Source organism: Rhizobium sp. BK399 (assembly GCF_014194695.1).
Classification (GTDB): domain Bacteria; phylum Pseudomonadota; class Alphaproteobacteria; order Rhizobiales; family Rhizobiaceae; genus Rhizobium.
In genome coordinates this window covers 406,775-419,038 of record NZ_JACIAH010000002.1, presented here as the reverse complement: position 1 = coordinate 419,038, position 12,264 = coordinate 406,775, and the positions used below count along the sequence as shown (strand labels likewise).

The window sequence follows — 12,264 nt, the reverse complement described above, 5'->3', positions numbered from 1 at the left end:
TTGAATGGTTATGCCGCGGTCCAGCCACCGTCAATCGAGATGTGGGTGCCGGTTACCTGCCGGGCTTCGTCGCTTGCGAGATAGAGAGCCAGCGCGCCAATCTCTTCCGCCTTGACGAATTCATGCGTCGGCTGGGCCTTGAGGATCACGTCAGTCTTGACCTGCTCCTCGGTGATGCCGCGTGCCTTCGCCGTATCCGGTATCTGCTTCTCGACGAGAGGCGTCAGCACGTAGCCCGGGCAGATTGCGTTCACGGTCACGCCAAACTCGGCAAGCTCCAGCGCCGCCGTCTTCGTCAGGCCCAATATACCATGCTTTGCCGCGACATAGGCGGATTTGAATGGCGACGCGACCAGGCCATGCGCAGAGGCGATGTTGATGATGCGGCCCTGCTTTTTTGTCTTCATCAGCGGAATAGCGGCCCGCATTGTATGAAACGAACTCGATAGGTTGATCGCAATAATCTGGTCCCACTTTTCGATCGGGAAATCCTCGATCTTCTCGACATGCTGAATCCCGGCATTGTTAACCAGCACATCGACGCTGCCGAAGGTCTTGGCGCCTGTTTCGATCAGATCCGCGATTTCAACCGGCTTCGTCATGTCTGCCGGATGGTGGATAACCTTCGCCTCCGAGGTCGATTCAAGTTTCTCGATTATCGCCTTGATTTCCTCAGGCTTTCCGAAGCCGTTGATGACGATATTGTCGCCCTTGCCAGCGAAGGCTGTCGCGATCGCAAGGCCGATGCCGCTGGTGGATCCGGTGACGACGACTGTTCTGGCCATTCTCTTCTCCTCAAGCCATTTTGCGACGCAATAGAGATGAGGTTATGCGCAAAGCATCGTTGCTGGCAATTGCGCTGATGCCAAATCTCTTGTGTCGAAGAGAGGCGGGGTTCTTTCCTCGCCCGCCCTCCTGTCCTATTGATTTCTCCCGACAATCACGATCAGCGGGGGGACAAGCATGAGCGGATATGTTCTGGCAATCGATCAGGGGACGACATCGACCCGGGCGATCGTCTTCGACGGCGAGATGCAGATCGCCGGTGCGGGCCAGAAGGAGTTCCGCCAGATCTATCCTCAGTCCGGCTGGGTGGAGCACGATCCGGAGGAAATCTGGGATTCTGTCGTCTCGACGATCAAGATGGCGATCCGCGAAGCCAGGATCGAGGCAAAGGACATCGCGGCGCTCGGGATTACAAACCAGCGTGAGACTGTCGTCGTCTGGGAGCGTGAGAGCGGTAAGCCGATCCACAACGCGATCGTCTGGCAGGATCGCCGCACGGCTAGCTATTGCGACAAGCTGAAGAGGCAAGATCTCGAAAGGACCTTCACCAGGAAGACCGGCCTTCTCCTTGATCCATATTTCTCCGGCACCAAGCTTTCGTGGCTGCTCGCCAACGTCAAGGGTGCGCGGGCACGCGCCGCCAAGGGAGAATTGTGCTTCGGCACGGTCGATACCTTTCTGATCTGGCGGCTGACGGGCGGCAAGGTGTTCACGACCGATGCGACGAACGCCTCCCGCACACTGATGTACAACATTGCCGACAACAGCTGGGACAAGGATCTCCTTGATATCCTGCGGGTTCCGGCGGCGATGCTACCCGAGGTGAAGGACTGTGCAGACGACTTCGGTACAACCGAGAAGCGGATACTTGGAGCGGAGATCCCGATCCTTGGTGTCGCCGGCGACCAGCACGCCGCGACCATCGGGCAGGCATGCTTCGAACCCGGCATGATGAAGTCGACCTACGGAACCGGTTGCTTTGCGCTGCTCAACACTGGCAGCGACATTGTTCGCTCGAAGAACCGGTTGCTGACGACGATCGCCTACCGGCTGAACGGCGAGACGACCTACGCGCTCGAAGGGTCGATCTTTATTGCGGGCGCGGCCGTGCAGTGGCTTCGTGACGGGCTTGGCATCATCGATACGGCCTCGCGCACTGGCGAGCTCGCCGACGCCGCGGATCCGACGCAGGACGTCTATCTGGTTCCCGCGTTCACCGGTCTCGGTGCACCGCATTGGGATGCAAACGCCCGCGGCGCGATGTTCGGTCTAACGCGCAACAGCGGCCCGAAGGAGTTCGCACGTGCCGCGCTCGAAGCGGTTTGCTACCAGTCGCGCGACCTGCTCGATGCCATGCACAAGGATTGGAAGGGCGGTGTGGACAACACCGTTCTTCGCGTCGATGGCGGCATGGTCGCGTCCGACTGGACGATGCAACGGCTCGCCGACATTCTCGACGCGCCGGTCGACCGGCCCGTTATCCTCGAAACCACGGCGCTCGGCGCCGCCTGGCTTGCCGGCAGCAAGGCAGGCGTCTGGCCGGATCGCGGAGGCTTTGCCAAGAGTTGGCAACGCAACCGCCGCTTCGAGCCGGCTATGGACGAGAAGACGCGCGCAGCAAAGCTCAAGGGCTGGCGTAGTGCCGTCAAGCGCACGATCGCCGATGTGTGACGAGCGCGATCGTTTCCTGAGCAGGTCGGTGGGCGTCTATTCCCGTATTTCTCCGGTCGCCCGGCTGATGCGATGTTCCAGAAATGTCAGACGGTTTTCCCTGATGGCCTGCAGAGCCGACATGTCGCTGCCCGCTATTTTCAGGTGAGGCAAATGCTCTCTTAGACGAGCTCGAATATTGCGGCGCGCGTGTCCGGATCGACGGGGTTCGCCTCGTAGACAGGTAGGTCTGCGTGGATTGAAGGGTGGCCCGTGGCCCGGTCGATACGCGTGAAGTAGACCGGCTTGCTCTGAATCCGCGTGGTCGTTACCGCCATGTCGGCGCAGATTTCCAGAGCCTGCAGGACGGTGAACCTCTCCTGCCTTGCGGGCAGGACGAAGCGATGCACGATATCCATCGACCGGCCGCTGTCGCTCAAGTTGGCGATGATGGCGAGATCGCCCAGGCGAACCATGATTGTCTGCGTCTCGTGAACGGTTATCAGATCGAAGTCCTCGCGATAGCGGTCGTCGTCAATCGCCAGGATGACGACGGAGCCGAGGACCTCCGGCGAAAGGTGCGCGCCGGTGTAGGGAGAGCGGGCGAGGCAATGGATGTGATGGAGCGTCGTCCAGTCGGTATCCTTGTCCTGCATGACGGCCTTTACCCGCTGATCCGGGTTGATTGGGATGGCGCCGTCCTTGATCAAGAACTTCAGGAAGACCCAGGAAAGCCAGGTAAACAGCAGGCGCTGGCCGTTCTCGTCGAGAAGCCGCTGGAGCTTCGCATAGCCCCCTTGTGTCAGTTGCCGCACCGGCTGCTCGAGCTTCTTTCCAAGCAACGAATTGCAATCCTTGCAGCAGGGCATCGTATGGCCGCCGTACTGCCTGGCCTTGTAATCATGCGGGAGAGTGATTTCCTTGTCATAAAGGTCGTACTTCCGCAGGATCCATTTGGGCAGGACGTGTTCCCGATTGGCCACTTTGCCGTTGAGAGGTTCACAGCAGATTAGGCACCGTGTCCTTTCGCTGACGAGATCGATAAAGGTGTCGGTATCGATGTAGACCTTGGGGTCATTCAAATACGGTGAGGGCGCCATGTCCTTGTCTCCCGTCGGGTCGATGCGCACAATATGCACCGAGTTTCCCGCCACGTCGCCCTAAACTGCGGCGCGCTCTGGAGTTACGGAATGTCGAGGGCACGCTGGCGGCGCTAGGATGGGTCGGGTCGCATACCATTGTCGTCGATCGTCCTGAGGGGAAAGCCGGCGGGCAGGGACTCGGCTTCAACGGTGCGCAGCTTTTGGCAAAGGAGATCTCCCTGGTGACCAATTCCCTGCGCCGCGGCGTGGCGGTTTCGATCGAACGTGCTGCCTAGCTACGATCAAGCGGGAACCGCCTGCCGCTGCCGCCGCGTGGGTGGCGTATAGAGCCAGGCGGCGCCGCTGCGATCGGCGATTGCCCGGATCGCAAGCGAGAGACCAATCGCAAAGACGACCACCAGCGGCGCGGTGATGTAGCCACTTGTAGCATTGCTTCCAACGATGGTGGCGACCATCGCGACTACAAGCGAGACGATCATGACATGTGTCACGTAGACGGGAAGCGTGTTGCGCCCGAAGTAGGCGAAGGCGTGGCGCACTGGCTGCAGGCGCGACATCAGCACAGCCGTTCCGCACAGCCATGCCAGGCCGGCGATGGAGGAGGCCAACGCCCAACTGCCTTTCTCAATGGCCTGCAGGCGCCAGCGCAGCCCGTAGAGCGCGGTGAAGATGAGTAAACCCGCGCAGGCGGTCAGCAGTGGCCGCTCCGTGATCGCGTCGACCACGGATCTTCCGTACCAGCAGCCGAAGAGAAAGAAGACGAAATACTGCAGCACGTTGCGATGGGTGAAGAGATCGATCGGCAGGTGCTCGCCGAAGGTCAGGATCGATAGCGACGCCGCGAGAACCATTGCGGTCGGGCGGTGGGCAGAGGAGAGAAGCTTCGTCGCGATCATGAAGATAGCGAGCGCCCAGATGAACCATATGCCGGTGTTCGGTGCCCACCACATTTCAAGCAATTGATAGGGATCGCTTCCTTCCGTCGGCACCAGGACATTGGTCTGGATGTAACGGAAGAACAGCCAGCGGGCGGTACTCCAGATCGCGAAGAGATAGACGAGCAGCCAGATCTTCCGACGCAGGAAATCGCCCCATGGCGCGCGCATGGCGGAGGCTGCCAGAAAGCCGGAGACCGTAAAAAACAACGGCATCCGGATGGGCGTCATGATGCTGCTCAGGCGGGCATAAAGGTCGGGCGCGATGTTGTGGAAGTCGTGATAGAGGAGGGTATGGTAGATCACCACGAGAATGATGGACATACCCTTGGCGATATCCAGCCAATCGATGCGGGTTTTCTGCTGCAATGGCCGCTCTCCGATTTGTGCAATGCAGCGAGATAGATAGATCAAATGCGTCAAAAACGAGGGGTGGGGAAAAAATTGCACTGCGAGCGTGCATTGTACGGTTTTAAGTGCCGCCGCCTTTCGCCCGCATCAGCGACGCAGCCACGGCGTGGCGGTACTCCAGAAGATCACGTCGGCACCGAGATAATCGTCGGCGAAGGCGGTGAACTCCTCTTTGGTGAACGGCTTCTTCGTCTTCGGATTCTTGTAGGTCAAAGTCGGTTCCTGCACAGCGAGGCCGACGAAGGCTAGCTTGGCCTTGTATTTGTTGAAGAACGGATAAGAGTTCTTCATCTGGCCTTTGCGGTAAGGAACGATATCCGGACCGCCGAGACCGACGTCATTCCTTGCCGCGAACTCGAAAAGCCGTCCCATATAGTTGTGGTCGTTTTCCCATTCGCAGGGCCAGAAATTGACGTACTGGACGACTTTGCTCTTGTTGAAGGCCTTACGGGCGAAGGCGAGATTTTCCATCTCGGCCTGGAAGTAGGCGTCGCAGCTGTAGCCATCCGGCTCGTGTTTCGGATCGAGATCGATCGCCGTCTCCGGCAGATTGACGCCGTAGATCTCGCCGTCGAACCTTGCGGCAAGGGCGGCCAGCAGCGCCTGATAGCGTTCGCGCACAGCGGGGTTCCATTGCTGTGCCACCCAGCCGGATCCAACGGGCTTGCTTTCGCCGGGATTGTCGAACTGCGCGGTTATGCCGCCGCCATACGCCTTGTCGACCATCAGGTAGTCAGGGACGTTTCTCGCTTTCGGTTCGAAGAAGCGATCCTGGATTTGGATGAAGAGCTTCTTGTTCAGACGCTTGATGATGGCAAGATCGGCCTCGATGGCAGAAAAATCATATTGCCCCTTCGCCGTCTCGAGCTGGCGCCAGTTGTAGACGATCTGCACGCCGCCGATGTCCGGCCGGCTGATGAATATGCTCGCCCCTTCAAGATCGCCAGAGCTGGTGTAGATGAAATTTTCCGGCGCAGATGCCGCACTTGTCGTGCTGTGCATGCAAAACAGAAGGGCGCAGGCGGCAAGCAGGCTGAGGGGGTCTTCATTCTAGTCTCGACATTTCTCTGGGGGTCGCTGGATGGCCGTGAGAGGTTCAGCAATCCCGAGCAAAATGGGCGGCTTGATGGCGCAGGCGTGGCGATACTTGGCGGGAGGCTCATGTCCACAGCTGGATCGCTTATTGGCCCATGCCAGCATGAGCGGAACGTCTGGAATCCGCGCGCCGACACTGCCATAAATGAGGTTCATCGAGGGAGGTATCGCCATGCAGAAGAATGCGCCGGACTTCAGCCTTGCTGGTAAGGTGACTTTGGTGACGGGAGCAAGCCGCGGCATCGGTCGAGCTTGTGCCGCTGCATGTGCTGCAGCAGGCTCCGATATTGTTTTGGGGGTGCGGGATGTCGCAGCCTCGGCGGCCCTTGTTGCCGAACTGGAAAGTGTGGGACGAAAGGTTCTCCCCGTTAGACTGGAGATTCCCAACAAGGCCCATATCGCAGAAGCCGTCGACGCAGCACTTGCTACGTTCGGCCGGATCGACGTCCTCGTCAACAACGTCGGCGTGGCTCCGGGCAATCTCGCGGAACTCGTTGAAGAGAAAGACCTTGACGAGATACTTGACGTCAACATCAAGGGCACCTTTCTGATGACGCAGGCCGTTGGTCGTCACATGATCGAGCGCAATGGGGGGCGCATCATCAATATCAGCTCACAGGCGGGTACCGTGGCGCTGCGCGGCGAGGCTATCTATTGCATGAGCAAGGCGGCCATTAATCACCTGACGCGCTGCCTTGCAGCCGAATGGGCACGCTATAACGTCACCGTAAACACCGTGTCGCCGACGTTCATACACACGGATGGTACAGCACCGTTCTTGTCCGACACCGACAATCGCAAGGCGACGCTCGATCACATTCCGCTCGGCCGGATCGGTGAAACCGATGATGTGGTGGGCGCCGTCGTCTTCCTTGCATCACCGGCGGCAAGCCTGATCACCGGAGCGAACCTGCTGGTGGATGGTGGATGGTCCGTCGCCTGAGATCGAGGCGCTCCCGCTGACCATGCCCCAACAGCCGACGCAGGTCGCCATCCCAATAGCGAGTAGCCTTTGACAAGGACAGGAACCTGAACCTTGGGGCAATCCCCAGCAACTAAGGCACCTAGAGGCTGGCTGCTCGCCGGATCAAAGCAAGAACCGGACCGGTGACGGGTTGAGATAGCCATCAGCAAGAGGTATGTGCTGCCGACCGCAAGCGGCTTTCGCAAACAACAAGGTGCATCCTGGCATGACTCCAGATTTCCTCGTCACTCATTCCGGTGGCTTCCATGCCGATGAAGTGCTGTCGAGCGTCATCCTGACCCGGCTCTTCCCGCAGGCCCGTGTGATCCGGAGCAGAGCCCCGGAGTGGATCAAACCGGCCCCCGATCGGATCATCTATGACGTCGGCGGCGCGTATGATGCCTCGCAGGGCATCTTCGACCACCATCAGCGTGGCGCACCTTTGCGCGACGATGGGCAGCCCTATAGCTCGTTCGGCCTGATTTGGAAGCATTACGGTCGCGACTACCTTGTTGCCACGGACATTCCCGAAGCTCACGTCGAGGCATTGCATGCCTCGTTCGATCTCGCCTTCGTGCTGCCGATCGACCTGACGGACAACGGCGCCCTCAGCCCGTCGGGGCCGTTGGCCGGGCTGACGCTGCCGGCTTTGCTAGAAACTTTGAAGCCGGTGTTCGACGACACTGATCCGAATGCCGATGATCGGAGATTTCAGGACGCCGTCGCGATTGCCCGCAGTTTCGTCGAGGCAAGGATCGCCCAAAGCGCTGCCAAATTGCGGGCGGAGACACTTGTCCTTGAGGCCATCGAGCGCGCGGGGCGGGGGCGCGTTCTCGAGCTTCCGATGGGAATGCCTTTCCGCCCTGCGATCGTCAAGGCGGGCGCCGATCATCTTCTGCTTGTCGTTCACCCGCGAGAAAAGGACTGGTGCGTTACCGGGATTCGTCGTGGGGACGAGGGGTTCGAGCTTCGCGCGGATCTGCCGTCCGCCTGGGCCGGCCTGACCAATCACGACCTCGAAGCTGTCTGCGGCGTCGAGGGCGCAACCTTCTGTCACAACGGCCGCTTCGTGGCGGCTGCCCGGACTCGCGAGGCCGCATTGGCGATGGCCGAGTTGGCCGTGCAAGAGGCCGTTGCCGTCGGAGCCGCTAGCTGAGACAGGCCTGAAAAGGGCTCGCTCTGACAGATGTCTGCCACAACGGCCGCGCAGCGCGTGGCCGGTTGTTTCTCTTGTGCTGCGCTGGCCTCCTTCAGTCGCCGCACGTTTAGCCATCTCCTTCTCCAAGCTGTATTTTTTTGCTGCGTCCTGTCGGATGTCGCGCTACTCCTTCGTCATACGGGAAGAGGAGTAAGAGATGCTTTATGCAATCCTTTGTTATGCCAATGAAGAAACCGTGTTCTCCTGGACTAAGGAGGAAGAGGACGCCGTGATGGCGAAGCTCTACGCCGTCCAGGCACCCCTTGCCGAACGCGGCAAGCTTGGTCCGGTTGGTCGGCTGATGCCGACGACGGCGGCGACCACCGTGCGCAAGGGCAAAGAGGAACCGCTCGTTCTCGACGGTCCCTTCGCGGAAACGAAGGAAGCGCTCCTCGGCTTTTACGTGGTTGATTTCGACACTCTCGAGGAGGCCGTTGCCTTCTCCAAGGAGCTTTCCTCGGTCAATCCGGGTTCGACCTCTTACGAAATTCGGCCGTTCTACGTGTTCCGGCCGGGAGATTCTTCGACATGACAGACATTGCCTGGATCGACGTGACGCTTGCTTCGGCCCGGCCGAAGGCGCTTGGCGCGCTGCTCAGATACTTCCGCGACCTCGATATCGCGGAGGAGGCCTTTCAGGAGGCCTGCCTGCGCGCCATCCGCACCTGGCCGGACAAGGGGCCGCCGCGCGATCCGACGGCATGGCTGATCTTCGTCGGCCGCAACAGCGGTATCGACGCGGTGCGCAAACGCTCGAAGACGCAGGCGCTTCCGGATGAGGAACTGATTTCGGACACCAGTGACGCTGAAAGCGATATCGCCGAACGGCTTGATGATTCCAACTATCGTGACGATATCCTGCGACTGCTGTTCATCTGCTGCCATCCGGATCTGCCGGCCACGCAACAGATCGCACTGGCGCTCCGCATCGTCTCCGGACTTACCGTGCAGCAGATCGCCCGTGCCTTCCTCGTTGGCGAAAGCGCCATGGAGCAACGGATCACGCGGGCCAAGGCGCGCGTTGCCAAGGCCGGTGTGCCCTTCGAGACGCCGGATGCGCAAGAGCGCGCCGAGCGACTCTCGATCGTCAGCACGATGATCTACCTCATCTTCAACGAGGGCTATAGTCAAGCCGATCCGAAGCACGAGGCCTGCGCCTTCAGCGACGAGGCGATCCGGCTTGCACGGCTTCTGCTGCGCATTTTCCCCAGCGAGCCGGAGCTGATGGGTCTGTTGGCGCTGATGCTGCTGCAGATCTCACGGCGCCAGGCCCGCTTCAACGGTGAGAACGACATCGTGTTGCTCGAGGATCAGGATCGTTCGCTATGGAACCGCGAGCTCATTAACGAAGCGCTGGCGTTGCTCGACAAGGCGATCCGTCATCGCCAGCCCGGGCCTTACCAGCTGCAAGCGGCCATTGCCGCGCTGCATTCGCGCGCCAAGCGCGCCGAAGATACGGATTGGGAGGAAATCGAGCTGCTTTACCGGGCGCTTGAGCGTGTTCAGCCGTCGCCCGTGATTACGCTCAACCGCGCCGTTGCTGTCTCCAAGCTCAAAGGGCCAGAGGAGGCGTTGGCCCTTGTCGAAACGCTTGGTGAAAAGCTCGATGGCTATTTCTACTATCACGGTTTGCGTGGCGGCCTGCTGAAGCAACTCGGGCGCGCCCGTGAGGCGCACGAGGCATTTGATCGCGCCATCGCGCTGGCTCACTCGGCAGCCGAGGCCGCCCACATCCGCCAGCAGATAGACAGCCTCGTTCATTCCGCCGCTCAGCCGATCGCGAAATAATCTTCAAAAAGATCCTGTCTAGTTGTCGGAACTGGAAAACCTCCCACGTCCTTGTAACAACCTGATCGAAAACAGGTTTCGTTCAACAGGAGAATGCTGAAATGACCGAGGAAGCTCAACACGAACTGGTTCTCGTGCGTGAATTCGATGCCCCGCGCGAGAAAATTTTCAAAGCCTGGACCGATCCTGTTCTGATGAAGGAATGGTTTGTGCCACGTCCCTGGAGCATTGCTGACGTGCAGATCGATGCACGGCCGGGCGGCTCGAACCTCATCGTCATGCGCAGCCCCGAGGGCCAGGAGTTCCCCAACCGCGGCGTCTATCTCGAAATCGTCGAAAACGAGAAAATCGTCTTTACCGACGCCTTTACCAGTTCCTGGGTGCCGTCCGAAAAGCCGTTCTTCGTCGGCATCATCCTGCTGGAGGACCTGGGCAACGGGCGGACGAAATACACCGCCAAGGCGAGACACTGGACGGCGGCCGACAAGGAGCAGCACGAGCAGATGGGCTTCCATGAGGGCTGGGGCAAATGCGCCGATCAGCTTGCTGAGCTGCTCCCGAGAATCTGAAATCGGAATCGAAACAGGGGGATCGAGGTATGTCTGCAATTGTTGATTCAACGGCCCGGCTTCCGCGCTGGCAGACCGTCACCGGCACAGTCATGAGCGGCCTGATCGTTGCCTTCCTGGTTTTCGACGGCGCGATCAAGCTGGTGCCGATCGCGCCGGTCACGGAGACGATGACTGCGCTTGGCTATTCGGGAGATCCGATGCTTGCCCGCGGCCTCGGGATCGTGACGCTTCTATGCGCGCTGCTTTACGCCATTCCACGAACGTCGGTGCTAGGCGCGATCCTGCTCACCGGTTTGCTCGGCGGCGCAATCGCCACACATCTGCGTGTTGGGAGCCCGATCTTCTCGCACCTGCTGTTCGGCGTCTATCTCGGGCTGATTGCCTGGGGTGGCCTCTATCTCAGGTGCGAGGCCGTTCGAAAAATGATTCCGTTCAAGCTCTGAAGTCATTGATTTCAGGATAGAAGTTCGCCGCGATGCCAAGTTGCGGCGATGCTGCTTATCGATATTCTCGAACGATCGGTTCCAGAATTTGTATTTGCGCTGAGGCCGCTCCATCCTTATCTCCATCTGTAGATTCAACGGGATGCGAGCCATGGAACTAGGCCTCTACACCTTTGCCGACGTGAACCCGACTCCGAGCCGAAGCAAGGGTGAGGAAGGCGCAGAACGACTGAAGCATCTGCTCGAGGAAATCGAGCTCGCCGATCAGGTCGGGCTCGATGTCTTCGGCTTGGGCGAGCATCACCGGCCGGACTATGCGGCTTCGGCGCCCGCAGTCGCTTTGGCTGCCGCTGCCGTGAAAACCAAGCGCATTCGGCTGACCAGCGCCGTGACCGTGTTGAGCTCGGACGATCCGGTTCGCGTATTCCAGCAGTTCGCAACGCTCGATCTTCTGTCCAACGGCCGTGCCGAAATCATGGCGGGACGGGGTTCATTCATCGAGTCGTTCCCGCTCTTTGGCTACAATCTGGAGGATTACGATCAGCTGTTCGAGGAAAAGCTCGACTTGCTGATGGCGCTCCGCGATCAGGAAACCGTCACTTGGTCAGGCGAACTGCGTGCGCCGATCAATGGGCGTGGTGTCTATCCTCGCCCGCTGCAGGACCCGCTGCCTTTGTGGGTCGCGGTCGGCGGCACGCCGCAATCGGTTGCTCGCGCCGGCGCCATGGGCTTGCCGGTAGCGTTGGCGATCATCGGAGGCGAGCCACGCCGTTTCGCGCCGTTGTTCGATCTCTACCGCGAGGCCGCTCGACGGGCAGGGCAGGAGGCATCGAAGCTCAAGACCAGCATCAATGTTCACGGCTTCATCGCGGACACAACGGATGCCGCCGCCGATCAGTTCTATGGTCCGCAGGCCGAGGTCATGAACCGGATCGGCCGCGAGCGCGGGTGGGGGCCAACGAACCGGGCGCACTTCGACATGTCGCGCGGGCCGAACGGCGCGCTCTTCGTGGGCGAGCCGGGACTGGTGGCCGAGAAGATCATCGCGCATCATCGGCTGTTCAAGAACGACCGCTTTCTGCTGCAGATGGCGATCGGCCTGATGCCTCACGATCAGATCATGCGCGGCATCGAACTGTACGGCACGAAAGTCGCGCCGATCGTCAGAAAGGCATTGACTGAAAGCGACGAAGAGGCGAAAGCCACGGCCTGAAATTGGAGCATGATGCCGTAAAGGATGAGTTGGAATCCGAGCGTCGTCGTGCTCTCATCCTGATCGAGTGCCGGTCGACCGGCCGCAGAAGGCCGGATAGTCATTC

12 protein-coding genes are annotated in these 12,264 nt (G+C 60.0%); 8 read left to right on the top strand and 4 right to left on the bottom strand.

The window, feature by feature from the left end:
- Positions 1–8 precede the first annotated feature (8 nt).
- Positions 9–785, bottom strand: coding sequence for a 3-hydroxybutyrate dehydrogenase (locus tag FHT97_RS08515; protein WP_183861292.1), 777 nt, complete (start codon positions 783–785; stop codon positions 9–11).
- A gap of 178 nt (positions 786–963) precedes the next feature.
- On the opposite strand from FHT97_RS08515, the gene glpK reads away from it, so the two are divergent.
- The gene (glpK, locus tag FHT97_RS08510; protein ID WP_183861290.1) at positions 964–2,457 is read left to right on the top strand and encodes a glycerol kinase GlpK; all 1,494 of its coding nucleotides are present in this window, start codon (positions 964–966) and stop codon (positions 2,455–2,457) included.
- A 161-nt stretch (positions 2,458–2,618) separates the two neighbouring features.
- Here the strand turns inward: glpK and FHT97_RS08505 are convergent, their stop codons facing one another.
- The 3 genes from FHT97_RS08505 to FHT97_RS08495 form a co-directional block, all read right to left on the bottom strand.
- Positions 2,619–3,575, bottom strand: a complete 957-nt coding sequence (locus FHT97_RS08505; RefSeq protein ID WP_246712580.1) for a hypothetical protein — start codon at positions 3,573–3,575, stop codon at positions 2,619–2,621.
- A 245-nt stretch (positions 3,576–3,820) separates the two neighbouring features.
- Positions 3,821–4,843: an acyltransferase family protein gene (locus FHT97_RS08500; RefSeq protein ID WP_183861288.1), complete on the bottom strand. Its 1,023-nt coding sequence runs from the start codon at positions 4,841–4,843 to the stop codon at positions 3,821–3,823.
- Positions 4,844–4,972: 129 nt separating this feature from the next.
- Positions 4,973–5,887 carry a hypothetical protein gene (locus FHT97_RS08495; protein ID WP_183861286.1) on the bottom strand — a complete coding sequence of 305 codons (915 nt, stop codon included), beginning with the start codon at positions 5,885–5,887 and terminating at the stop codon, positions 4,973–4,975.
- Positions 5,888–6,152: 265 nt separating this feature from the next.
- On the opposite strand from FHT97_RS08495, the gene FHT97_RS08490 reads away from it, so the two are divergent.
- From FHT97_RS08490 to FHT97_RS08460, 7 genes are all read left to right on the top strand, one after another.
- Entirely contained in the window at positions 6,153–6,923 is a 771-nt protein-coding gene (locus tag FHT97_RS08490) for a glucose 1-dehydrogenase (RefSeq protein ID WP_183861284.1), read from the top strand.
- Between the two features lie 247 nt (positions 6,924–7,170).
- Positions 7,171–8,100 (top strand): MYG1 family protein, encoded by a 930-nt coding sequence (locus tag FHT97_RS08485; RefSeq protein ID WP_183861282.1) that lies wholly within the window; start codon positions 7,171–7,173, stop codon positions 8,098–8,100.
- 199 nt (positions 8,101–8,299) lie between these two features.
- Complete coding sequence (locus FHT97_RS08480) at positions 8,300–8,674, top strand: YciI family protein (protein ID WP_016554785.1); 375 nt, start codon at positions 8,300–8,302, stop codon at positions 8,672–8,674.
- Positions 8,671–9,930, top strand: a complete 1,260-nt coding sequence (locus FHT97_RS08475) for an RNA polymerase sigma factor (protein WP_183754064.1) — start codon at positions 8,671–8,673, stop codon at positions 9,928–9,930. The genes FHT97_RS08480 and FHT97_RS08475 overlap by 4 nt, the downstream gene beginning before the upstream one ends.
- Before the next feature lie 101 nt (positions 9,931–10,031).
- Complete coding sequence (locus tag FHT97_RS08470; protein WP_037132577.1) at positions 10,032–10,499, top strand: SRPBCC family protein; 468 nt, start codon at positions 10,032–10,034, stop codon at positions 10,497–10,499.
- A 29-nt stretch (positions 10,500–10,528) separates the two neighbouring features.
- Positions 10,529–10,945 carry a DoxX family protein gene (locus FHT97_RS08465; protein ID WP_183861280.1) on the top strand — a complete coding sequence of 139 codons (417 nt, stop codon included), beginning with the start codon at positions 10,529–10,531 and terminating at the stop codon, positions 10,943–10,945.
- 151 nt (positions 10,946–11,096) lie between these two features.
- Positions 11,097–12,158 (top strand): LLM class flavin-dependent oxidoreductase, encoded by a 1,062-nt coding sequence (locus tag FHT97_RS08460; RefSeq protein WP_183861278.1) that lies wholly within the window; start codon positions 11,097–11,099, stop codon positions 12,156–12,158.
- The last annotated feature ends 106 nt before the right edge of the window (positions 12,159–12,264 follow it).